Below are 24,950 nucleotides of genomic sequence, written 5' to 3' on the forward strand. Positions count from 1 at the left end.
TCAATTATGTTTAAAGTATTTTTAGTTAAGGAATCTTATTTTACTGATTTTATATTAACAAGCTCAAATCTATATTTTTGTCCTGTAGGATTTACTTTTCCCTCTGGTACTTCCTCGGCAAACATTTCTAAAGGTCTAACAAATCTCCCATACTCTCCATATAAAGCTTTATATAAAACCATTTTTTCTCCTGTTTCTGAATGAGTAACAATATCTTCTACTAAATAGTGATCCCCTTTAAAATGTCTAAATATCTTTCCTTTTCCATCTATTATTCTATTCATTATTATTCACCCGTTGCCAAAAATCTATAAATATCTATAATTCTTGTTTGATTCCCTGTTCATCCTGTCTGATTTTGCTATAAATAAATTTACAAGCTACTCTCATTGATGTGACAGTCCGAGGGCTTAAATTCCCATACAACGACTGGTACATATTAGCATTATCTTTTAGATGATATTATGCTAATTTATATCGTGAAAGATTAATTGAAGCATTAAAGTCTCTGTCTATCTTTAGTCCACATGAACATTGGTAAACCCTATCCTTTAACTTTAAATCTTTCTTAATAGTTCCACACTTACTACAAGTTTTTGATGATGGATACCACTTATCAGCTTCTACAAACTCTATCCCATAAAATTCACATTTATATTTCATTTTAACTTTAAAATCGTATAAACATTGTTCTGCAATAGCCTTTGATAAATGACGATTTTTCATCATATTCTTGATATTAAGTGTTTCCATAACAACTCTTGACGGCTTGGCTTTCACTATCTTATTCGTTGCTTGGTGAATATGATTACTTCTTATGTTAGTTAATTTTCTATGAAGTAATCTTATTTGCTTTTCAAGTTTTATAATATTATTAGTCTTTTTAAATTGACAACGGTTTTTCACCTCACTTTCAATTTTATTCATTTCATATTTTCGACTAACTTTTCTTTGTTTTCTCTTTAAGACTTTTTTAAGCCTTTTAATTTCTTTAGTTTTATTGATGTTTTTAAAAGTCATACCATTACTACAAATAGCTAAATCTTTCACCCCAACGTCAATTCCTATGTTTTCACCAGTAAGTTCTACCTTTGGCAATTCTCTTTCAATTCCTACTGATATATACCAATACTTCCCATCAAAACTGATGCGAGGATTGCTATATGTAGTGTTTAAAGGAATTGAATAGGGTTTAATATTTACCCAACCTACTTTTTCAATATTTACTGCATTATCCTTAACTTTCAACTTGTAATTATCATTATAAAATGATGGCTTACTCTTTTTTCTACTCTTGAATCTTGGTTTATCGGACAACCCTTTAAAGAACCTTTTATAACTATTACAAGCGTCTTTAACTGCCTGTTTTGCTACATTGTTAGATACTTCGTTCAACCATGTTAATTCTGTTTTCTTTATTTGAGTTATTTCTTTTCTTAAGTCATTATCTGAAATAAACTTACCACCATTTTTATAATTTTCTTCTTGTCTTACAAGTGTCCAGTTATAAATAAATCTTGCAGTACCAACGGATTGCCATAGCTTTTGTTCTTGAACTTCTGTTGGGTATAATCTAACTTTTTTCGCAAGTATCATCTTCTAACAGCTCCTTAATCATCTTCTTAGCTTTATTTGCTCTTTTTCCTTGAAGTCTACAACTAAATACTGTAACTATTTGAATTAAATCCTCAACTAATTCTTGTTCTTCCGATTTTTCAGTATTATCAATAATTTCAATAATAGTCCCATACTTATTGCATAGATTTTCTATTAATTCATATCCAAATCTAATTAACCTATCTTTATAAAGAACTACTATTTTGTCAACCTCTGAATTGGTAATCATATCTATTAGTTGATTTAATCCCTTTTTATTATAATTAATCCCACTTCCTATATCCGTGACAATTTCAAATTGATATCCCTTAGCATACATATAGATTTTAACATTTTCTATTTGTCTTTCAAGGTCATCTTTTTGTTTATGGGAACTAACTCTACAATATCCTATAGTCTTTTTATTTAGTTGCACTTTTGATTTTAAACCTAAGAAATGATTAAGTTGCTCTTGTGAATAATATCTTGTACCACCATTTGTTATATGTGATGGTTTTAAAGTTCCATTTTTATCCCAATTTCTAAGGGTTTGAACAGTTTTGCCTATTTTAGTTGCAAATTCTCCTATTGAGTAATATTTCATGTATTTATCACCTCAATAATATTATCCAACTATATTTATAAGATAATAATATATTTTTATAGATATTTATAGATTTATTTTAACTGTTATCACCCTTCTGTATAAAATTTCTTTACTAAAAACCTTCTTTAACTTAAACCTCTCTTTATTTTAAACTAAATGCTATAATTTCTCTATAATATTTAAATAAAAATTATTCTCCTCTCCCTAAATCCATTAAAAACTCTTCATAATGTTTTTTACATAATCCTCCTGAGAATATTTTTTCTTCACAATTGCTATTAATACAGACATTACATCTTGATATATTTTTCATCCTTTTATTATTTACTCTCCTTCTTTTTTCAAAATAATGAAATTTACATAAGCCATCTAAATAAATTTTCCTGTTACATTTATTTATAATACATTTATCATTTAAATAGTTCAGTTCTCTATATATTAAATCCTTTCTTACTTTATTCTTTGTCTTACTTAAAGCTCTTAAATCTATAAGTATAGCTATTCCAGTATAAATTCTCCACCCTTCTTTTTTTAGTGTTTCCTCATCAACTCTTTCTATATACTTATAAAATTTTTCTTTACTATCAAATAATAAATCTGATTCACTAATAATTTTAAGAATTATATCTTCATAACACTTTACATTTTTGTAACTACTAAGCTCTAAACGTTTTTTTACTATTAAATAAATATCTTCAAACTTAAATTCATTGAGCATTTCTCCAATTACAGTTTTCCCATTTTTCACATAAAAGTCTTCATTAATTTGTTCTGTCAATTTACCTAACATCTTAATCCCTTCCTTTTAATAATTTTAACTACAAACTTAGTAATCGTTTTCAAACAAGTGTAAAAAAATATAAAATATCTTCTATAGTAATATATTATCATATTTGTTATGTAAATTCACTTATTTCCACTAAATATAAATTAATCTACATATCAATTCTTTTATAAAAAAAAGCCCTAAACCCTTGACTAATCAAGTAGTTTAGAACTTATTGGAACGAGCAAGTCTATAAGCCGAGTTCTGTATTAGACAATCATCTATCTAGGCCTACAGTTGCCTATAGGCTCAAGCGACACACCCGAGGACGGGACGGGCCACCCCTTAATTGTCCTCCTATTTGGTCTTGCTTCAAGTGGGGTTTACATAGCCGTATTGTCACCAATACGCTGGTACGCTCTTACCGCACCTTTCCACCCTTACCTAGTAAACTAGGCGGTATCTTTCTGTTGCACTATCCTTAGAGTCACCTCCACTGGCCGTTAACCAGCACCCTGCCCTATGAAGCTCGGACTTTCCTCTCCTTATTTCTAAGCAGCGATTGTCTGGCTTACTCGCTTATTTATATTATCACATAATCTTATAAGTTACAACCTTTTTTAATTTTATATACTTATTAACTTAATGTATTATTTGTATATTAATAGAAATAAAGCTAATAAACATATACATATAGTTACTGGAAATCCTATAGTAAGTCCAGCTATAATCAGTACAAACACTCCAACTACACATTGTTTTAATAATTTTCCTGATTTACTACCTGGTTTTGGTACATTAAGATTTATATTTAAGTTTTTTTCATATTCCTTAAATTTTTTTCCTAAGTTAAGTTTAACACTTTCTATATTTTTAAAAAATTCATTGGTATCACACCTATAACAATTAGTCTTATGAAATATTTTATTTTTCATATTATATTTTTTATAAGCTCTATGTCCCATTATTACCCTTCTCTTATATTACTTATAATAATATACTATGTTGTAACTCTCTCTTTGCTTTAATCTCCAACACCAAAGTCGGTATTTTCAAATAGAACTTCTATATTTTCGTTATTCTCTAAAAATCTATACTTCTCTTGGAACCATTTTATTATTTCTTCATCTCTTTTAAATCTTGTTGAATTCTCTGTCCAAATATTTATTGTAGCCTTAGGAAATTCATTAATAACAATATCCATATCTCTTTCAATCATTTCTTTAGTTTGACCTTCAATTCCAACCATTAAACAAATAGAATCATAATAAGATTTAACCTCTTCAATATCCTTATACTTTATGTTTTTATTTAAAACATTATTTCTAAAGTCCTCATCAAAGGTCTCCATTCCGGTTTTAAATATAACTTCAACTCCAAAGAAGTCTTTTATTTCTTGAAGTCTCTTTCTATAACACCAATGTGCTTCAAAGTAAAGTCTTTTTATATTTTTACTTTTAACTATTTCCCTTATTTGTTCTAAAGATTCCTTAGGAATTTCAAAAACACTTCCAGAATTTATTACTTCTAGTACACCATGTACCCCTGTTATTTTGCTTAACACTTCATCATTTATTTTTAATATTTCTTCTTTATTTTTTGAATTATCTTCTATATAATCACAAAAACTACATTTTCCCCAAGCACAAGGAAAACTTTTAAGAAGAACTATTTCTCTTTTGTTTTTTCCATTAATAATATTATATCTATCCATTAATTACTCTCCTTAATGTTATTAAATCTTCCTCTCATATTCTTTGGCAATCTCTTTATAACTACTAAGCTTATCCAGCAAGAAACTATTTGATTTACATAGTCTGTCATCATTTGCATTATAAATGCAGCTACTACAGAGGAAAAACCTATATATTTTAATAATAAGTAAATATAAGTTGATGCTGATGGTGTTATTCCACCATATACATAAACAGTAATAAGTGCACTACTAGTACTTATAAATAATATTGCTATTAACATAGACCAAAACATTTTTTTCATTGTTATCCAACCAGCTCTGTATAAATAAGCTATTACAATTCCATTAAATATCTGTACTGGTGCATACCAAATAGAAGAAACATCAAATGTAACCCCACATAATAATGAGCCTACTACTCCTACAATAACTCCTTCTACAGGTCCAAATAGCATAGCTATTAAATTTGTTCCAATAGCATCTAAATATATAGGTATTCTAAATGTCATAGCTAAAAAGGGTCCTATAACATTTATGGCTATTCCTATGGCCATAAGAGCTAGTTTAAAGTTGTTGTTTTTTTTCATTTTTTCTTAAATCTCCTTCGATAATTTTTTCTAATAGCTAGAGAATGTATTAATCAATAATTTTACTTAATTAAATATATCCTTTGTACACTATTAGCTAAGTTGAGACTAAAAATTTTCTAATTTAAAGTCTTATTTAGTTAAACCACGAAGGGAGCTGGTTTTGCTTAATTTTAAAGAAGATAATTTGAAAAACCAAGCAAAAAAAGCTACCATAAGAACAATAGAAACCTTATGGTAGCTACAGTCCCTAGTTTTTTATAGAGGGATGGCTAACAAGTGAACCTCTCCTAAGGATTAAAACCCTTAGATTTATTTAATTGAAATTGTATGGATCTTCTGATTTACTAGATATTATGAACTCTACATCTTCATATTTTTCTTTAACTCTTTTTTCAACCGTCTTACTAACTTCAATAAGAATCGGCCATTCTGAATTAAAGTGTCCAATATCAATTATAGACATTCCCATTTCTTTATAATCAGAGGCAAAATGATAAGTAGTATCACCAGTTATAACTAAATCAGCTCCTAACCTTCTAGCAGCTTCTAGATAACTTTGCCCACTTCCATTTATTACTGCCACTTTAGATATTTCTGAATCTAAATCTCCAACATATCTCAAATTTTTTGCCTTTAATGCAGTTTTAGTTTTATTTATAATATCTTTTAATGTTGATTTTCCACCTAAATCAACTATTCTTCCTATACCAGCATCATCTGAAACTTTATCAATGATCTTTTTAGATTTCATTCCTAAAACTTCTACAATGGTATCATTAATTCCATTTTTAACAGAATCCCAATTAGTATGAGCTGAATATAGGTTTATATCATTTTTAATTAGTTCAATAATTTTAGACCCTAATAAAGTGTCTGTAGTTATGGAACTAGGTTTTTTAAATATTAAAGGATGATGAGTTAAGATTAAATCAACATTTAACTCCTCAGCTTCTTTTATCACTTCTTTAGTACAATCTAAGGCAACTAATACTTTAGAAACTTCTTTCTTCCTATCTCCAACCATAAGACCTACATTATCGAAGTCTTCTTTAAGAGAAGGTGGTGCTATTTCTTCCATTATCTTTATAAAATCATTTAATAGCATTAAATCATCTCCTTAAGAATAGATATCTTAGCTTTTAAATCTTCTTTTCTTTTTTTTGCAAGCTCTGTATCTTCTTTTATAAAACCTTCTATTTTTTCATACTTACCTATTTTACTACTTATGTATTCATTTATCAAAGGATGTTTTTTACTTAATAGTATTGGACTTACTTCATAATCAATTTCTCTTAAGCTTCCATTATTAAACTTAGTACCTCTACTATATTTAACTTTAAATAATTCATAAAACTTTCCATCCTCTTTAATAAGGTCTTCATCAATAATTTCATAACTATTATTATATAAAAATTCTCTAAGAATTTCAGGATTTTGTGCTGGTTGTAAAACCATAAAATTATATTTTTTAACCTTAGGTAAATCAGCTAATATAATATCTCTAGTAAGATTTCCTCCCATACCAGCTATAATTATTCCATCAACCTCAGAAACCTTTAAAGGTTTAAGACCTGCTCCTAAATAAACCTTAATTTTATCACTTAGTCCTTCAAAGCCAACATTTATTCTTGCTTTCTCCATAGGTCCTTTATTTATATCAGAAGCAACAGCTCTTTCACAAATTCCTCTTTTAACTAAATCTATAGGTATATACCCATGATCTGTTCCTATATCAGCAATGCTCTCACATTTATCAACATGACTAGCAATAACCTCTAATCTTTTACTTAATTCCATAAAAATCCTCCTAACCTAGAAATATAGCTCTAGTAAAATTATAAAATAATCACTCTAGCATTACATTGACTATATAGTTTTAATCTTTTCACTCAGTTTCATACGCAAAGAAACTCTATCATTTCCTCTATAAGAGTTTTTAAAATTCCTAGATTTACTTTCTTAAGTAATAGAAATTTTCATATAACTCTTGCTCAGAAATGAAGAGCTTCTAAATTACTGATGTGAATTTTTACATCACTTCTTTTCTATATATCCAACTTTGGCAAGTAAATAATATTAAAACTTTCTACAATTTAAGAAGGGGCTAATTAATAATATAGCCCCTTTCTTTAAATTAATCTAAGTAATCCTTAAGTTTCTTACTTCTGCTTGGATGTCTTAATTTTCTAAGTGCTTTAGCTTCTATTTGTCTTATTCTTTCTCTAGTTACGTTAAATTCTTTTCCTACTTCTTCTAGAGTTCTAGCTCTTCCATCGTCTAAACCAAATCTTAGTCTTAATACCTTTTCTTCTCTTGGAGTAAGTGTATCTAAAACGTTGATTAATTGTTCTTTTAATAATGTAAATGCAGCTGCTTCAGCTGGAGCTGGTGCATCATCATCTGGAATAAAGTCTCCTAAATGTGAATCTTCTTCTTCACCTATTGGTGTTTCTAAAGATACTGGTTCTTGAGCTATTTTAAGAATTTCTCTTACTTTATCTACAGGCATATCCATATGCTTTGATAGCTCTTCTGGAGATGGATCTCTTCCAAGCTCTTGTAATAATTGTCTTTGAACTCTTATTAATTTGTTAATTGTTTCTACCATATGAACTGGGATTCTTATAGTTCTTGCTTGGTCAGCAATAGCTCTTGTAATCGCCTGTCTTATCCACCATGTAGCATATGTTGAGAATTTATATCCTTTTCTATAATCAAACTTTTCAACAGCCTTTATAAGACCTAAGTTACCTTCTTGAATAAGATCTAGGAAAAGCATTCCTCTTCCAACATATCTTTTTGCTATACTTACAACAAGTCTAAGGTTAGCTTCTGCTAATTTCTTTTTAGCATACATACTTCCTTCTTCTATTTTTTGTGCAAGTTCTATTTCTTCCTCTGATGATAATAGTGGAACTTTACCTATTTCTTTTAAATACATTCTAACTGGATCATCTATAGCAATTCCTTCTGGAACTGATATTTCTATGTCTTTTTCATCCTCATCATTTATTTCGCTTATAACTTCTACACCCATTGATTCTAGAACTTCATAGATTTGCTCTATTTGTTCTGGTGTTAAGTCTATTTCATCAAGTTCATCCATTATTTCTTTATATGTTAATGATCCACTCTTTTTACCTTTATCTATTAATCTCTTTACAATTGCCATTCTGGCATTTTTATCTTTTATTTCAGTTTTCGCATTTTTCCCCTTAACATTAGTTACTTTATCACTCATGGGTTTGCCTCCTTCCGCATCTAAGAACTATCTACTTCTTTAATATCATTAGTTTCTCTTGAATTTCTTTAGATTTTTTCAAGTATTCAAAGGATAACTCTAAGTTACCTGCTTTTTCACTTTCCTTAAGCTTTTGTGAAACTATTTCCTTTTCTTTATTTAGTCTATATATTTCTATATTATAGATATAATCTTTTATTATAGTTTCTAAATCATTGCTAGTAATTATGCTTATATCCTTTATTTTTAGAAACTCTTTTAACAATTCCACATCTTGACATTTTATTTCTAAATTCTTTTCAAGATCATCAAAGCCCTTTTCATTTATAGTCTCCATTATTAGGTTGTATAGCTTTAAATGAACTTCATCAATACACTTAGATTCATTAAATAAGCTATTAACCTTCTCATAAGAAGATTTATTCATTAAAAGCTTTAATATATTTCTAGTTGACTTCACATATGCAGGCTCTATATATAATTTTGTTCCAAGTTCTGCATTATTATTCACAAAATTACTATTATTGTTAGCAGTTGTCATTTTGTTGCTTAATAAGTCATATAGCGCCTGTTCTTTTATTTTTGTTTCTTCTGAAATCTTTTTTATATAAATATCTTTTTCAACAGGATTTAAATTAGCCAATACTTCTGTAATTCTGTTGCTGTATAAAGCTAAATCTTTTTCCTTTGAAAAATCAATTCCAACTTTAGCCATGTCTATTCTATAATCTATTAACTGTTTTGCTTCATCCATAAGCTTTTTAAAAGCATCTTTGCCATTAACCCTTATAAATTCATCTGGATCTTTGCCTTTAGGTATTGTAAGAATTCTTACCTCTAATCCAATTTCTATAAGGATTTCTAATCCTCTTAAAGTAGCTTTTTGCCCTGCTAAATCAGCATCATAAGATATTATAATAGTGTCAGCATATCTTCTAAGTAACTTTCCTTGCCCTGGAGTAAGTGCTGTTCCTAAAGAAGCAACTGCATTCGTTATTCCATGCTGATGAAGTGATATACAATCCATATATCCTTCTACCATTATTATAGTTCTATCTTCTATTTTATTTTTTACAGCAAAATTCAATCCATAAAGATTTGTACCTTTATCAAATACTGCTGTTTCTGGAGAATTTAAATATTTGGGCTTAGAATCATCTAAGACTCTTCCTCCAAATCCAATAACGTTGCCACTAACATCAAATACAGGAAAAATAACTCTATTCCTAAATCTATCATAGGAAACTTTTTTCTCCTCGTTAAAAACAACCAAACCTGTTTCTCTTATTACATCATCATTTAATCTTAATGATTTTAAGAATCCTAAGGTTTCTCTCCATCCATCCTTTGCAAATCCTAAGCCAAAGCTTCTTATAGTTTTTTCTGTTAAACCTCTTCTATAAAAATATTCTTTTATTTCAGGTTCTTTTTGCAAATTAGAAAAATAATATTTTCCTACTTCCTTATTAATTTTGTATAGTAATTCTCTTTTCTTTCGTCTTGGATCAGCCTTACCATTTTCGAAATCAATGCTTATATTAACTCTATCAGCCAAAACTTTTACTGCCTCTACAAAAGAAAGGTTTTTATATTTCATTACAAAACTAATAACATTTCCTGCTTCTCCACATCCAAAACATTTATAAATTTGCTTATCCTGTGATACACTAAATGATGGTGATTTTTCTTGATGAAATGGGCATAGTCCTGAGAAATTTCTCCCAGTTCTTTTTAATCTTACATTTTCTGATATTACATCTACAATATCATTTTCTTCTTTTATTTTTTCTATAACTTGCTCTGGAATTTTCAAGAAACTCCCACCTTTATTTAAAGATTTTATCGCAACTCTTATTAATTCGACATATAATTTAAAATTCCTCTTTTTTTTCAAAAAAATTTAACTTTATTTATATTATTATTTTATTTACCTTATAATAGGTTAAAAATTTATTTTAAATCTATAAATATACATTTATTCCTATTGTCAATTCCTTAAATTCATTCTTATAGTTTAATTTTATTACTTAATATCTCTTAATATTATTTATTCTATACTTTTTCTAAAAATCCTTTAATTTATACCTATTAATTAATATTAACAAATTAAAATTAAACTATTATAAATTATCATCTATATTTTAGTATAATATATTTCCATTATTAATATGTATATATTAGGTAATTTTATATATTAGGAGGATTTTATGTGTAAAGATAGAAAAAAATCTAATCACAAAGATGAATATCTTTTAAAATTAGTAGAAACTTCAATATTACCTTTGTATAATTTAGAAAATGCTAAAATAGAACAAATTAAAATAAAGCATACAGAAAAACACAGAGCAGTATATAAAATTTCCTTACAGGATAAAATTTATTGCTTAAAAAAGGTTTATTACTCAGAGGAAAACTTACTATTTGTATACTCTGCTGTTCAATGGTTATTCAAAAAAGGTTTTAAAGTTCCAAACTTTATATTTAATATAAATGGAGAACCCTTTGTATCAGTTGATAATCTCTTATTTATATTAACTCCTTGGTTAGAAGGAACAAAATGTAACTTTGATGCTCAACACTGTCTTGAAAATACATTAAAAACCTTGGCTATATTTCATGAAAATACAAGAAACTTTAAGCCAATTGAAGGTAGCTATATAAGAGAGAATTTTGATAATCTCTACATATCCACCAATAAACATTTCATTAAATTATTAGAATGCTTTAATGAAGCTCAAAAAAGAAAAGATAAATTTTCAAAATTATTTTTAAAAAATTTTGATGATAACATTGAACTTGCAAAATTCTCCTTAGAGATATCTTCTACTATAAACTTTAAAAATTTAAGTAGATCTCTTTGTCATGGCGATTATGTAAATAAAAATTTAATATGTAAAGATAATGATATATGTATAATAGATTTTGACAAGTGTTCCATAAACTACTCTATATTTGATTTATCTTATTTTTTTAGACGATTACTAAAACGTAGGGGAAGCACTTGGGATCTTGAAACAGCAAAAAAAGCTTTATTGGCTTATAACAAGTATTCTAAATGTACTAAGGATGATATAAAATACTTATTAGCCTATATATCATTCCCTCAAAAATATTGGAGAATTTCAAAAGATTACTTTAATAATGTAAAAAAATGTAATAAACATGCCTTTCTAGATATGCTAAGCAATAATAGTAAAACAGTATGTTTACAGAAAAAATTTGTCTCTGACTTTTATGAATTCTGCGTAGAAACCTTTGATATTTAATCATTGACTATAAAAAACTTATGAAGAACTACCCTTTTAGACTCTCTATTATGAATTTAAAGTAAAAAGAGGATGTATCAAATTACAGATACATCCTTTCTGCTTCTCTGCCTTTTATCTAGCTATATAAGTTCATCATTTGTGGCCACTCACCTACGTAAAGAAGCTCTAATATTTTTTCTACAACAGTTTCTAAAATTTCCAAACTCACTTTGTTCAAACAGTAGAAATTTTTTCACGAAACTATTGTTCAAAAATAAAAAGCTTCTAGTACTAGTTCAATGGTCACAGCATTTTGTACCTATATAGCTATCTCGGCAGATGAAGAAATACATTTGTAAAAATAATATAAAAAAGGTGCTGATTTCATACAGCACCTTTTATTTTTTTATTTCTATTATAAATTCACTACCGAGAGTTTTTCATATAATATAGAAATTACTTGTTGTTTACCTTTGCTTGAGCTGCTGCAAGTCTTGCAACTGGAACTCTAAATGGTGAACAGCTTACATAATTTAAACCTAATTTATGACAGAATTCTATAGAACTTGGGTCTCCACCATGTTCTCCACAGATACCTAACTTAATATCTTCTCTAGTCTTTCTACCTCTTTGTACTGCTATTTCCATTAATGAACCTACTCCAGTTTGATCTAGTTTTGCAAATGGATCTTGCTCATAAATAGCCTTTTCATAATAGTCATTTAAGAATTTTCCTGCATCATCTCTTGAGAAACCAAATGTCATTTGAGTTAAATCATTTGTTCCAAATGAGAAGAATTCAGCTTCTTTTGCTATTAAATCAGCAGTTAAAGCAGCTCTTGGTATTTCTATCATTGTACCAACTTTAAATTCAAGTTCTACACCTTTTTCTTCCATAACTTCTTTTGCTGTATTACATACTATATCTTTAACATATTTTAATTCTTTTATTTCTCCAACTAAAGGAATCATAATTTCTGGAACTACATCAAAGCCTTTATTTTGCTTAACTTCTATAGCAGCTTCAATTACAGCTCTTGTTTGCATTTCTGCTATTTCTGGATAAGAAACTGATAATCTACATCCTCTATGCCCCATCATTGGATTAAATTCGTGTAAGTTTGCTATTGTATTATTAACTTCTTCCACTTCTAAATTCATTTCCTTAGCTAAAGCTTCTATGTCCTTAGGATCTGTAGGTAAGAATTCATGTAGTGGTGGATCTAAAAATCTTATAGTAGCTGCTCTTCCTTCTAAAGCTTCGTATATTCCAACAAAGTCTTCTCTTTGCATTGGAAGTATTTTAGCTAATGCTTTCTTTCTTTGTTCAACATCCTTAGCTAATATCATTTCTCTAACTGCAGCTATTCTATCTTCTGCAAAGAACATATGCTCTGTTCTACATAAGCCTATTCCTTCTGCTCCAAAGTCAACTGCTTGTTTAGCATCTCTTGGAGTATCAGTATTTGCTCTTACCTTTAATGTTCTTATTTCATCAGCCCAACCCATGAAAGTAGCAAAATGTCCACTTATTTCTGGAGTAACTGTTTTTAATGCTTCTCCATATACTTTTCCTGTTGAACCATCTATTGAAATATAATCATTTTCTGTTAAAACTCTGCCATTTACAGTAACTGTTTTACCTTCTTCATCAACTTTTAATTCTCCACAACCAGCTACACAGCAAGTTCCCATTCCTCTAGCAACAACAGCAGCGTGAGAAGTCATTCCTCCTCTAACTGTTAATATACCTTCAGAAGCTATCATCCCTTCTATATCTTCTGGTGAAGTTTCAAGTCTTACTAAAACAACCTTTTCTCCATTTTCATGTCTTACTTTAGCATCTTCAGCAGTAAATACTATTTTTCCACAAGCTGCTCCTGGTGATGCTGGAAGACCTGTAGCTATTGGTGTTGCTTCTTTAACTGAAGCTGTATCAAAGTTTGGATGTAACAATGTATCTAATTGTTTTGCTTCAACCTTTAATATAGCTTCTTCTTTACTAAGCATACCTTCTTCAACTAAATCAACAGCAATTTTTAAAGCTGCTTGAGCTGTTCTCTTACCATTTCTAGTTTGAAGGAAGTATAACTTACCATCTTCTATAGTGAACTCCATATCTTGCATATCTCTATAGTGTTTTTCTAATCTATTAACTATATCCATAAATTGATCATAGATTTCTTTATTTTGCTCTTCTAATTGAGAAATTGGCATTGGTGTTCTTATACCTGCAACAACGTCTTCACCTTGTGCATTCATTAAGTATTCACCATAAATTCCTGTTTCTCCTGTAGCTGGATTTCTTGAGAAAGCAACTCCAGTACCTGAAGTTTCCCCTTTGTTTCCAAATACCATTTCTTGAATGTTAACAGCTGTTCCCCATTCTCCTGGTATATCATTAAGTCTTCTGTAAACTATAGCTCTTGGATTATTCCATGATCTAAATACAGCCTTTACAGCTTCTATTAATTGATCCTTTGGATTATTTGGGAATTCTTCACCTTTTTCTTTTTTATATAAATCTTTGAATTCACCTACTAAGACTTTTAAATCCTCAGCAGTTAAATCTGTATCAAATTTATAGCCTTTTTCTTCTTTCATTTCATCAAGAAGGTTTTCAAATAATCTTTTTTCTACCCCCATAACTACATCAGCAAACATTTGAATGAATCTTCTATATGAATCATATGCAAATCTTGGATTATTTGTTAAGTTAGCCATTGCCTCAACTGAATCATCATTTAAACCTAAATTAAGAATTGTATCCATCATTCCTGGCATTGAAGCTCTAGCACCAGATCTTACTGATACTAATAAAGGATTTTCTAAGCTTCCAAATTTTTTCCCTGATATTTCTTCTAACTTCCCTAATTTAGTATAAATTTCTTCAATAATTGAATCATCAATTTTTTTACCATCTTCATAATACTTATTACAAGCTTCTGTTGTTACAGTAAAGCCTTGAGGTACTGGAATACCTAAGTTAGTCATTTCTGCTAAGTTAGCTCCTTTTCCTCCTAATAAGTTTCTCATGCTTGCATTACCTTCACTAAAAAGGTATACATATTGATCTTTTCTCATCTCAATACTCCCCCGTTCAACTTAGAATTAATCGCTTAATTTATACTAACAAAATCCAATGATTTTGGTAGCTACCCATTTAATAAAATTAATTTATCTTTCCTAATTTAACAAAAAGTTTTGTTATATTAGTCTTAGATACCTTACCAATAATTCTTAAGTAACTTTCACCATCTTTATCCAACTCTTCTTTTACAACCGGAATTGAATCAATTTCATGACTTATAATTTTCTCTGCTACTTCATAAGCAGCATCATCTTCTTTAACGCAAACTATGTTTGGCATTCTAGTCATTATTACTCCTACAGGAACTTTATATATATCTGTTCCTCCTATAGCAACTTTTAAAAAATCTTTTCTTGAAATTGCTCCAGTTAATTGGCCTTCGTTTTCAACAAATAATGTACCAACATCCTTTAAAAATAAGTACACTATTGCTTCATGAACCATGGTGTCTTCCGAAACGGTGCTAGGCTTTGACATTATATCTTTTACCTTTATCTTGCTTATATGTTCATATAGCAAGCTATTTGAGGGCTTATTAGAGTAAACATAACCAACCTTTGGTCTTGCATCTAACATACCAATCATTGTTAATATAGCTAAATCTGGCCTCAAGGCAGCTCTTGTTACCCCTAATTTTGATGCTAATGCTTCTGATGTAACTGGTTGACCTTCTTTTACAAGCCTAACTATCTCCTCTTGTCTTGGTGTTAATTTCACTATCTCTTCCCCTCTTTCCTTTAATTTCTTCTTTATTTGCTGTTTATATATAAATAAAACTGTTATAAAAATAAAGTGAGGTGAGACATTTACAAATTATACCTTGTAAATTAATTACAAATATATTATAACACGATAATTTATTTTTAGTACAATAATTTTTTTAAAAATTTAGGCAATTTTGTAAATTATTCTTCACCTACTTTTATTTTTCTCTATTCTCTATTCTACTTTATTCTATTTCTTCAAAATTTACTGTATATGTGAAATTAGTTATTTCCTTCTCATCATTTACTTTATGGTCTTTTTTTATAGTTGGTTTTTTTATATTTTTAAATATACCTTCTTTTATTATAACCCCAGTTTTACTTTCGCTTCTATCTTTAACTTTATTTGATATTCCTGAAGCTACATTAAATGTTTTTTCCTTTAAATTACTTGCAGCACTTTTTACTACCTTATTTACAACTTCAACTCTTCCATCTGGTCTAGTTATTTCTATAACTAAATTAGTTGCAACAGTAGCTACCACTACAACTGCTAATACAGGAGGTAACATTATGGCTATAGCTCCTGCTGCTATACCTGCGTTTACTGGAATATCTGCTAATACTTTATCATCTTTTTTTATTCTTATTCTTGATACATTACCCTTTTTCACTGTATCTATCAACCATTTTTTTAATTCATCCATAGTTTCATAGTTATTTGAGTCATCTTCTTTAACTTCTTCTATTTGACTACTTTGCATTTCTTCAATTAGTATAATTGCATCTAAAACATTCCCATCTGTTTTCTCTAAAGCTTCCTTTGCTACTCCATAAGTAACTGATGTTCTTTCTATAACTTGATCAACCTTTTCTAATGTAATATTCTCCATTTTAATATCACTCCTTTATAAATTTTAACATCTCTAAGCTTTTTGGCTTTCTAACATAGTTTGAAGAGATAATAAAAGAATTTATTTTAAAGAGTTCCTCTTTCATTTCCTCATTAAGATTCACCCTATAGACTTTATCTAAAGTAGCACTATTTAAAAACCTTAATGCATTAAAAGAAGCTCTACTTAAATAAACCCCATGTTCCTTTGGACACTCTTCACAAACTCCGCCATAATAACTTAAACTTATATAATTTGAACTATTTATTTTCTTTTTACAAAAAACACAATTATTAAAATCTATTTCATAGCCAGTTGCTTTTAAAACTTTAAGTTCAAAGGCTCTAATTAAAAGTTCATAATCAATAGCATCTGTATCTAAAAGATATAAGGCCGTTAGAAATTCTTTGAATAAATAAGGATTTTTCTCCCCATCCTCAGTTGATATATCTATTAATTCACAGAGATAACTTGAATAAGTTAACTTTTCCAAATTATTTAAAAGTCCTTGGAAAGAATTTATTATTTTCCCCTCTGATAGTCTATAAAGGCTTTTTCCTTTAAAAAGTAAGTAATCACTATAACAAAGAGGTAATGTAATAGAGAAGCTTTTATTTTTGCTTTTCTTTGCTCCCTTTGCTATAGCTGTTACTTTTCCTAACTTTTCTGTATATATCCAAAGAAGTTTATCATTTTCCTTATAGTCTTGAGCTTTTATTACAATTCCTTTAGTCTCTATAAGTGACAAAACTTCTCCCTCCACTCATTGTCATTGTTCTAAGCAAGTTTTTCTTTTACCTTAAAGCTATCTTCTGTATCCAAGTTCTTTAAGCAACATATTGTTGTCTCTCCACTCTTTTCTAACTTTAACCCATATTTTTATATTAACCTTTGCTCTTAGGAAATTTTCTATTTCATATCTTGAAGCCTCACCTATTTTCTTAAGTTTTTGGCCTCCCTTACCTATGATTATTCCTTTATGTGATTCCTTTTCACAAATAAGGTCAACTTCAATATTCCATTTTCCGTTTTTATCTTGTTTCATTTGAATTATATCAATAGCTATTCCATGTGGAACTTCTTCACTTAAGTTTCTTAATGCCTTTTCTCTAACAATTTCTGAAACTACAAATCTTTCTTGAACATCTGTTATCATATCTTCTGGATAATATTTTGGTCCTTCTGGAAGATACTTAATCATAAGCTCTAATAACTTATCCGTATTTTTTCCCTTCATAGCTGAAATAGGTATCATTTCAGCAAAATCATATTCTTTTGAATATTGTACTAAAGTTTCTGCTATTTTATCTTGAGTTCCCTCATCTATCTTATTAAGGACAAATATTACAGGAGCTTTTTGATTTTTAAGTTGTTCTATTATAAACTTATCTCCTCTTCCAAGTTCTCCTTCTGGAGTAGTTAAAAATAGAACTAAATCTACTTCTTTTATAGATTCCTTTGCACTATTAACCATATACTCCCCTAATTTATGCTTAGGTTTGTGTATTCCTGGTGTATCAACAAATATTATTTGATGATCTTCTCCAGTTAAAATTGTTTGTATATTATTTCTTGTTGTTTGAGGTTTATTAGACACTATTGAAAGTTTTTCTCCCATCAATAGATTTAATAAAGTTGATTTCCCAACATTCGGTCTACCAACTATGGTTACATAACCTGACTTAAACATATTACTCTCCTTTGTTATCTAAATCTTTCTTAGTGAAACTCCCTGGTAAAATTTCTTCTAAAGTAGTTTCTATATAATCTGTAGAATTTTTCACTATATAAATTTTTACATCCCCATTCTCTGCAAACTCTGATATAACCTGTCTGCAAATCCCGCAAGGATAGGTATAATTATTTGGGCCTCCAATTAAAGCAATAGCTTTTAGTACTCTTCCTCCATCAGAAACTGCATTAAAAATAGCAGTTCTTTCTGCACAGTTAGTTGCACCATAAGAAGCATTTTCTATATTACATCCAGTATATATCTTTCCATTTTCAAATAACACAGCCGCTCCAACTTTAAAATTTGAATATGGTGAATATGCCTTCTCTTTTGCCTTTATTGCTAAATTAATTAATTGATCTTTCATGTTAATACCCCCTAAGTTCTGTAAAAATATTAAAATATACTCTATTCAAGACTTATACATTACAAAAAATGTAATAAATCTTATAATAGAGTATATTAATTATATCACTATTTATAATTTTATTTAACTAAAAAATTTTAAATATAAGAATTGTAACTAAAGTACCTATTAGAGCTCCTATTATTACTTCCCATATACTATGAACTTTAGAATCAACTCTACTCTGTGCTGTTATAAAGGCAGCAAAGTAACTAAGCATAAATATTATAGGTTCTCCTGAAATAAGTGTTATACATGTAGCAATAGAAAATGCTAAGGCACTATGTCCTGACGGCATTCCACCCTTTAAAGGAGTTCCTTCACCTAGCATAGCTTTAGCTATTAAAGTTATTAAACAAACTATTACTAAAACTATGAATATAACGTAGAAATTTGTAGTTCTTATTACATTTATAACCCTATAACTGAAATTGCTAAGCTCATCCCAAAAAATCACATACCCTACTATAACTGCATTTATAGCTGTTAATAAAACTGCTGCTGCCGCTGTATTTTTAGCTATTTTAGCAAGTGGATGATAATGATTGGTCGTTAAGTCTATAACACTTTCTATAGCTGTGTTCACAAGCTCTGCTGCCATTACCATAGTTATGGATAGACATAAAGCTATAAACTCTATTTTACTTATGTCAAATACAAAAGAAGCTATTAATACAAGTATTGCCACAATAAAATGTATTCTCATATTTCTTTGGGTTCTAAAGGCATAAATTATACCGTCTATAGCATAATTAAAACTATCTAAAAGCTTTCTAATTTTCATTCTCCCACCACATTTTAATTATTTCTAGTTATCTTTAATGCATTTAATATTTCTTCTTCTCTTTGTCTCATTTTTACTTTATCTTCTTCTTCCATGTGATCATAACCTAATAAATGCAATACTGAATGCACAACTAGATAAGCTGCCTCTCTCTCAAAAGAATGATTATATTCTATTCTTTGTTCTTCGGCTCTTTCTAAGGATAATACTATATCACCTAAAACTAATTCTTCTCCATCAAAAAATATCTCATTAAATTTATAATCTTTATAAACTTCTTTAAATACCTTTTTTTCTGGATAGTCTAACATAGGGAATGATAAAACATCTGTTGCTCTATCAATTTCTCTAGTATCATTATTTATAACCCTTATTTCATCATTATCTACAAAAACTAATGATATTTCACAAGGTTTCTCTACTTCCTCTTCCTTTAAGGCAAATTCTATAACATTACAAAGGAAATTTTCAAAATCCTTTGTTACTTCGAATTTTTCCTGTCTATTATCTACGTAAATCAATTATTTTTTCTCCTTTTCTTCCTTTGGATACTCTATTCTTTGATGATATATTCCATTTAATGCTTTTAAGAAACATTTTTTTATTTTTTCTATATCCTTTAATGTTAAATCACAATTATTTAACTGACCAGATTCTAATTTATCCTTCACTATATTGTTTACCATAGTTTCTATTTTATCCATATTAGGATCTTTTATAGATCTTACAGCAGCCTCTACAGAGTCTGATAGCATAACTATTCCCTCTTCTTTTGTACTTGGAGTTGGTCCCGCATATTTAAAATCTTCTTCTTTAACTGAATCTGGATCATCTGAATTTTTCTTTTCAGTTAAATAAAAATACTTTACTAAGGTATCTCCATGATGAGTTACTATAAATCTTTCTATTTCTCTAGGTAAATTATGTTGCTTCGCAAGTTCTTCCCCTTCAGTAACATGAGAAGTTATTATTTTTGCACTTAATCTTGAAGAAATTTTATCATGAGGATTATCTATTCCTATTTGATTTTCTCTAAAATAATAAGGTCTTTTTGTTTTACCTATATCATGATAAAAAGCACCGATTCTTGCTAATAATGAATTAGCACCAATTTCTTCTGCTGCAACTTCGGCTAAATTAGAAACCAATATACTATGATGATATGTTCCTGGTGCTTCCATAAGAAGCTTTTTGAGTAAAGGACTATTTGGATTGGAAAGTTCCAACAACTTAACAGTTGTAACTATATCAAAAGTTGATTCAAAAAATGGTAAAATACCAACTGCCAAAACTCCTGATAAAATAGCCCCTATAGCTACTAATAATGTATTTAAGAATATTTCATACATATTATTAGTTGTTAATCCTCCTAATGCTAAAGTTACACCAGAACTTATTAAAGCTATTAATAAAGCTGCATAAAGTATATCATTTCTTTGTTGCATCCTTCTTAATATAGTAGATCCTAGTACTGTTCCTAAAATAGCTACTATTATAAGAATACCATTAAAATTAGTTGCTGCTCCTATTAATATTACATTTAAAACACTAATAACCAAAGATAGTTTATAATCGATTAACAATGTTAGTAATATAGGGGCACAAGCAAATGGTATTAAGAACGCTGAATACATAGTAGTCACTCTAGCTATTAAAATAGCTAATATGTTTATTATAGAAATTAGTAATAACTTTGAAAAATTGTCATATATTTTTCTATAATATTTGTAAGTATATCTATATTGAACATAAAGGACAAGAACTATTAATAATGCTAATGATAAATAAACATATAGCTTTATATTAGAATCATTTAATAAACCAAGTTCTCTTAATTCTTCAATTTGTTGCTCTGTTACTGGCTCTCCCTCTTTTACAATAATTTGATTTTTCTTTATTACTACAGGAGCTACATCTTTCATAGCTTCATTAACAGCTTCCTCTGTTGCTTGTTGGTCAAAAACAAAGTTAGGCTTAATTAAATTTTCAACCATAGAACTAGCAATATTTTTTATCTGTTGAGGTAATGAACTTTCAATAATTACAGTTAAGGCATTATCCTTTGCATCTGTTAATTGTTGATTATTCCCTTCTGTTATAGGAGATTCATAAGCTACATCTAAACTTTCAGTAAGTACACCTTGTAATTTATTAATCTGTTCCTTGTTTAGGGTAAATAATGCATTATAATCATCATTTGTTAAAGAAAGATTCTTAAAATTAGCTAGATTTTTAATCTTTTCTTCTACAGGACTATTACTCTGCGCTTCTTTATTAAAAGCTATAAAAAAATCTTTTATTTGATTTTCACTATTTTGCTTAATTTCTGATATTAGACTATATTTTTTATCAACCTTTTCTGCCTCCATTTTCTTTCTAGCATTAGTGGCACTTTGGTCTATAATTTCTTTATTAGCCTTTATATCGGATTTAGGTATATCTCCTACTTTTAAATCATATTTTTTTGTTATTAATGCAGTCGCTAATATTAAGTAAATTATGAAAAATACAACCACAAATAGTATAGGCCTTTTAAAATCTCGTCCTAATAACCTTTCCTTTTTAAAACTTTTATTCAATTTTACTCCACCTTCTACTCTTTTTGTGTATTTGTTACACGTTCCTTTTAAGAAGATACAATATTTTGCTCAACTACAAACAAAACTTTTAAATTTATTTTTCCATCTTCTATTTCCTCTTCTGTTATTATCTTATCTATAATTATAGAATCTCTACTTATTTCTTTAGTAACTGAGTGTTCCAACTTACTAATAGCCTCTTTTATAATACTGTCCTTACTTTCAATTATTTTTTCCCTCTTCTTTTCATAGTATATATTTTTGTTTAGAATCTTTCCTTTCTCTTCTATTTTATCATAATTTTCAAATTCTTTAGTAGGCTTTTTTAGATAAATTTTCTTTCCATAGACACTTATATATATTTCCTCATCTTTATTTTTTGTATAAACCTCTTCCTCTCCTGAAACTTTAAGTTCTATATTTTTTTCATAAAAAGTATCCGCTAAAACAACCCCTTCTGGAACTACTTTTTCCTTTACAGTTTCATCTTCTCCTTGCTCTCCTACTATTAATATATCACCTTTTTTTACTATGTCACCTTCTTTAACTTTAGCCACTCCAGAAGTTGCATATACTCTCTTTATTTTTCCATCCATTATAGCTACTTTTTCTGTTCCTATTAATTCCTCATTTTTAGATTTTACTGATGTTAATATTTTTTCCTCATATTTTATTTTTAAAGTTCCACCTTCCACTCTTGCATTTATCCACATTATCTCTTCAAGATTTTTTTCTAAATCTTTTTCTATCTTTGATACATCAATAGATGACTTTAACATCCCTGGCTTTATTCCCATCTTTTTTAGTTCACTTCTTACTTCATAAGGTGCAAGATAACTCTTTCCTTCTATGGATATCCTTAAAACAAAATTAGATAAAATTAATAATACAATAAAACCAGAAATTATTCCTATTGGTAAGCCTATATTGTTTCTTAATCCCATTAATATTTTTAGAAAAATACTTTTATTAACTATTTTAATTTTACCTTTTAATCTTTTAACAAGCTTTCTAACATATTTATAATCACTATAATTAACATCAAATCTAATAGTAAATCTATCAACTGTCCGTGAATTTTTAATTATTATGTTGTTGTTTAATAATAAATTAAGTAACTGTTCTTTTTTAAAAACCTTAACCTCAACAGTTAAATCTATAGCTGATCTTTTCATTCCTTTTCCTCCTCATAATTTAAGGAATTAAATGTACCTGAAACAACTATAGTTTCATCCCCCATAAATAATACTTCCATATTATCACCATATATATATATGGTACCTATAGAACTAGCTACTCTAAGCACTGACTTACTAAATTCTAAAATACTTTTATGATTTTCTATGATTATTTTATTTCTTCCTACAACACTCACTTTAGGAACATCTAATAATACTTCTTCCGAAATATTAAACTCATCAGCTATTCTAGCCCTAAAATTATTTAACTTTCCCATAACCACTACTCCTCATATATTAATTCTTCTATAAATTTATGAATTGTAGTATAGATTTATTACAGGATTAATTTAATAACTCCAGTATGTACTTAAATATTGAAGAACTTATACTTCTTATAAACTAATTTTATCTAATAGCTAGAGGCTGTAATACTCCTATAAGAGTATTACAGCCCCACACTTCTAGATAACTTTAACTAAGTATTCAGATGGAGTAAAACTCCACCTGAATGCTTAGTCTATGTTTATGTATAAAAAAAAGAATTCGCTTCTCAGCGAATTCTACTATTTATTTAAAAATTCTTTTACTAATTGACTTACAAGTTTTCCATCAGCTCTACCAACTGTTTTTGGGCGAATAGCTGACATTACTTTGCCCATATCTTTAATATTATTAGCACCAACTTCATTTGCTGTGATTTCAATTAATTCTTTGATTTCTTCTTCACTTAACTGCTGAGGAAGGTAGCTTAACAAAATTTCTATCTCAGATTTATTCTGATCTACTAAATCTTGTCTATTTCCCTTTTGGAATTCAAGCATAGCTTCATTTCTTTGCTTAATTTCCTTCGCTAAGATTTCAATTACTTTTTCATCCTCAAGCGTAATACCCTCAGTTTTTTCAACTAAAAGTATTGCTGACTTCGCAGTGCTTAAAACATTTGCTTTAAACTTATCCTTACTCTTTAAGGCCTGCTTCCAGTCTTCTTGAAGTCTTTCTTTAATAGTTGGCATTTCACAACCTTCTTTCAAAAGAATTCTCTATAAATAAATTACAAAACTACTTGAAATTTAAAATTATTTGAATTTTCTCTTTCTTGCAGCTTCTGATTTTTTCTTTCTTTTAACACTTGGTTTTTCGTAGTGTTCTCTTTTTCTTACTTCTGAAAGCACTCCTGATCTAGCACATGATCTTTTGAATCTTCTAAGTGCTTGCTCTAGTGATTCGTTTTCTTTTACTCTTATTTCTGACATTCTTTTTCCCTCCCTCCGCTAGCGTAAATTATTAAAGTTAATTCACAGCTGTGGGCTAAATAACACACGCTATATTATACTATAACTATTTTCATAGGTCAATAACTTATAAGCTATTTTATTATAATTTAGCCCGGTGGCCAAGCTAAATTTCTTCCACCCAATAAGTGGAAATGAAGATGACCTACTGTCTGACCTCCTTGGTCACCACAGTTTGATACAACTCTATATCCTGTATCAGCTATGTTAAGCTCTACTACTATTTTATTAATAACTTCAAAAATATGTGCTACAATACTAGAATTCTCATTATTTATCTCATTAATACTTCCTATGTGATTTTTAGGAATTACTAATACATGCACTGGAGCTGCTGGTTCTATATCATAAAAAGCTAAAACTTTATCATCTTCATAAACTTTTTTACTTGGTATTTCACCTTTTGCTATTTTGCAAAAAATACAATCTGACATAATTCTCACCTCCAATTTTTCTTCTAATATTATTATACCTTAGCAGTAAAATATTTTAAATAATTAAAAGTCAAATTTTAATCTTAATTTATCCTATAGATAGAGGCTAT

At 28.6% G+C, this 24,950-nt stretch carries 26 protein-coding genes and 1 other RNA gene; 1 reads left to right on the forward strand and 26 read right to left on the reverse strand.

From position 1 onward, the window contains the following. Positions 1-35: 35 nt before the first annotated feature. The 12 genes from ARA19_RS12210 to dnaG all read right to left on the reverse strand — a co-directional run bounded on the left by ARA19_RS12210 (position 36) and on the right by dnaG (position 10,309). Positions 36-284, reverse strand: coding sequence for a DUF1653 domain-containing protein (locus ARA19_RS12210; protein WP_055071244.1), 249 nt, complete (start codon positions 282-284; stop codon positions 36-38). Positions 285-462: 178 nt separating this feature from the next. Next, positions 463-1,596: an RNA-guided endonuclease InsQ/TnpB family protein gene (locus ARA19_RS12215; RefSeq protein WP_055071245.1), complete on the reverse strand. Its 1,134-nt coding sequence runs from the start codon at positions 1,594-1,596 to the stop codon at positions 463-465. After that, complete coding sequence (locus tag ARA19_RS12220; protein WP_055071246.1) at positions 1,574-2,200, reverse strand: IS607 family transposase; 627 nt, start codon at positions 2,198-2,200, stop codon at positions 1,574-1,576. The genes ARA19_RS12215 and ARA19_RS12220 overlap by 23 nt, the downstream gene beginning before the upstream one ends. Positions 2,201-2,393: 193 nt before the next feature. Next, positions 2,394-2,993, reverse strand: a complete 600-nt coding sequence (locus tag ARA19_RS12225; protein ID WP_055071247.1) for a hypothetical protein — start codon at positions 2,991-2,993, stop codon at positions 2,394-2,396. A gap of 213 nt (positions 2,994-3,206) precedes the next feature. Then, positions 3,207-3,547, reverse strand: an RNA gene (gene rnpB, locus ARA19_RS16940) — RNase P RNA component class A. Between the two features lie 72 nt (positions 3,548-3,619). Continuing rightward, positions 3,620-3,934: a hypothetical protein gene (locus tag ARA19_RS12230; RefSeq protein WP_055071248.1), complete on the reverse strand. Its 315-nt coding sequence runs from the start codon at positions 3,932-3,934 to the stop codon at positions 3,620-3,622. A 59-nt stretch (positions 3,935-3,993) separates the two neighbouring features. After that, positions 3,994-4,683 (reverse strand): radical SAM protein, encoded by a 690-nt coding sequence (locus ARA19_RS12235; RefSeq protein ID WP_055071249.1) that lies wholly within the window; start codon positions 4,681-4,683, stop codon positions 3,994-3,996. Then, positions 4,683-5,252, reverse strand: coding sequence for an ECF transporter S component (locus tag ARA19_RS12240; RefSeq protein WP_055071250.1), 570 nt, complete (start codon positions 5,250-5,252; stop codon positions 4,683-4,685). The genes ARA19_RS12235 and ARA19_RS12240 overlap by 1 nt, the downstream gene beginning before the upstream one ends. A 316-nt stretch (positions 5,253-5,568) precedes the next feature. Then, entirely contained in the window at positions 5,569-6,360 is a 792-nt protein-coding gene (locus ARA19_RS12245; protein ID WP_055071251.1) for a Nif3-like dinuclear metal center hexameric protein, read from the reverse strand. Continuing rightward, positions 6,360-7,052: a tRNA (adenine(22)-N(1))-methyltransferase gene (locus ARA19_RS12250; RefSeq protein WP_055071252.1), complete on the reverse strand. Its 693-nt coding sequence runs from the start codon at positions 7,050-7,052 to the stop codon at positions 6,360-6,362. The genes ARA19_RS12245 and ARA19_RS12250 overlap by 1 nt, the downstream gene beginning before the upstream one ends. A 337-nt stretch (positions 7,053-7,389) precedes the next feature. After that, on the reverse strand, positions 7,390-8,496 hold the full coding sequence (gene rpoD / locus ARA19_RS12255; RefSeq protein ID WP_055071253.1) for an RNA polymerase sigma factor RpoD: 1,107 nt from the start codon (positions 8,494-8,496) through the stop codon (positions 7,390-7,392). 31 nt (positions 8,497-8,527) lie between these two features. Further along, positions 8,528-10,309, reverse strand: coding sequence for a DNA primase (gene dnaG / locus ARA19_RS12260; protein WP_055071254.1), 1,782 nt, complete (start codon positions 10,307-10,309; stop codon positions 8,528-8,530). A gap of 394 nt (positions 10,310-10,703) precedes the next feature. On the opposite strand from dnaG, the gene ARA19_RS12265 reads away from it, so the two are divergent. Beyond that, on the forward strand, positions 10,704-11,762 hold the full coding sequence (locus ARA19_RS12265) for a CotS family spore coat protein (RefSeq protein ID WP_055071255.1): 1,059 nt from the start codon (positions 10,704-10,706) through the stop codon (positions 11,760-11,762). Positions 11,763-12,200: 438 nt separating this feature from the next. On the opposite strand, the gene ppdK is transcribed toward ARA19_RS12265, so the two are convergent. The 14 genes from ppdK to ARA19_RS12335 form a co-directional block, all read right to left on the reverse strand. Further along, positions 12,201-14,828, reverse strand: coding sequence for a pyruvate, phosphate dikinase (gene ppdK / locus ARA19_RS12270; RefSeq protein WP_055071256.1), 2,628 nt, complete (start codon positions 14,826-14,828; stop codon positions 12,201-12,203). 88 nt (positions 14,829-14,916) lie between these two features. Beyond that, on the reverse strand, positions 14,917-15,552 hold the full coding sequence (ccpN, locus tag ARA19_RS12275) for a transcriptional regulator CcpN (protein WP_055071257.1): 636 nt from the start codon (positions 15,550-15,552) through the stop codon (positions 14,917-14,919). A 232-nt stretch (positions 15,553-15,784) separates the two neighbouring features. Beyond that, positions 15,785-16,432: a DUF4342 domain-containing protein gene (locus ARA19_RS12280; RefSeq protein ID WP_055071258.1), complete on the reverse strand. Its 648-nt coding sequence runs from the start codon at positions 16,430-16,432 to the stop codon at positions 15,785-15,787. Positions 16,433-16,439: 7 nt separating this feature from the next. After that, positions 16,440-17,171 carry a DNA repair protein RecO gene (recO, locus tag ARA19_RS12285; protein WP_055072117.1) on the reverse strand — a complete coding sequence of 244 codons (732 nt, stop codon included), beginning with the start codon at positions 17,169-17,171 and terminating at the stop codon, positions 16,440-16,442. A gap of 66 nt (positions 17,172-17,237) precedes the next feature. Continuing rightward, positions 17,238-18,122, reverse strand: coding sequence for a GTPase Era (era, locus tag ARA19_RS12290; protein ID WP_055071259.1), 885 nt, complete (start codon positions 18,120-18,122; stop codon positions 17,238-17,240). A 1-nt stretch (position 18,123) separates the two neighbouring features. Beyond that, positions 18,124-18,531, reverse strand: coding sequence for a cytidine deaminase (locus ARA19_RS12295; protein ID WP_055071260.1), 408 nt, complete (start codon positions 18,529-18,531; stop codon positions 18,124-18,126). A gap of 127 nt (positions 18,532-18,658) precedes the next feature. Beyond that, positions 18,659-19,354 (reverse strand): diacylglycerol kinase, encoded by a 696-nt coding sequence (locus ARA19_RS12300; RefSeq protein WP_055071261.1) that lies wholly within the window; start codon positions 19,352-19,354, stop codon positions 18,659-18,661. 14 nt (positions 19,355-19,368) lie between these two features. Further along, a complete protein-coding gene (ybeY, locus tag ARA19_RS12305) occupies positions 19,369-19,875 on the reverse strand; it encodes an rRNA maturation RNase YbeY (protein WP_055071262.1) in 507 nt (168 codons plus the stop codon). After that, entirely contained in the window at positions 19,876-21,933 is a 2,058-nt protein-coding gene (locus tag ARA19_RS12310) for an HD family phosphohydrolase (protein WP_055071263.1), read from the reverse strand. A gap of 47 nt (positions 21,934-21,980) precedes the next feature. Further along, positions 21,981-23,108, reverse strand: coding sequence for a sporulation protein YqfD (gene yqfD / locus ARA19_RS12315; RefSeq protein ID WP_055071264.1), 1,128 nt, complete (start codon positions 23,106-23,108; stop codon positions 21,981-21,983). Next, complete coding sequence (gene yqfC / locus ARA19_RS12320; RefSeq protein ID WP_055071265.1) at positions 23,105-23,389, reverse strand: sporulation protein YqfC; 285 nt, start codon at positions 23,387-23,389, stop codon at positions 23,105-23,107. Before yqfC ends, yqfD begins: the two co-directional genes overlap by 4 nt. A 288-nt stretch (positions 23,390-23,677) precedes the next feature. Beyond that, positions 23,678-24,127 carry a GatB/YqeY domain-containing protein gene (locus ARA19_RS12325; protein WP_055071266.1) on the reverse strand — a complete coding sequence of 150 codons (450 nt, stop codon included), beginning with the start codon at positions 24,125-24,127 and terminating at the stop codon, positions 23,678-23,680. 63 nt (positions 24,128-24,190) lie between these two features. After that, positions 24,191-24,367: a 30S ribosomal protein S21 gene (gene rpsU / locus ARA19_RS12330; RefSeq protein WP_055071267.1), complete on the reverse strand. Its 177-nt coding sequence runs from the start codon at positions 24,365-24,367 to the stop codon at positions 24,191-24,193. A gap of 128 nt (positions 24,368-24,495) precedes the next feature. Then, positions 24,496-24,840 (reverse strand): histidine triad nucleotide-binding protein, encoded by a 345-nt coding sequence (locus ARA19_RS12335; protein WP_055071268.1) that lies wholly within the window; start codon positions 24,838-24,840, stop codon positions 24,496-24,498. Positions 24,841-24,950: the final 110 nt, after the last annotated feature.

The organism is Clostridium massiliamazoniense, from assembly GCF_001403635.1.
In the GTDB taxonomy this organism is placed as follows: Bacteria; Bacillota; Clostridia; order Clostridiales; family Clostridiaceae; genus Sarcina; species Sarcina massiliamazoniense.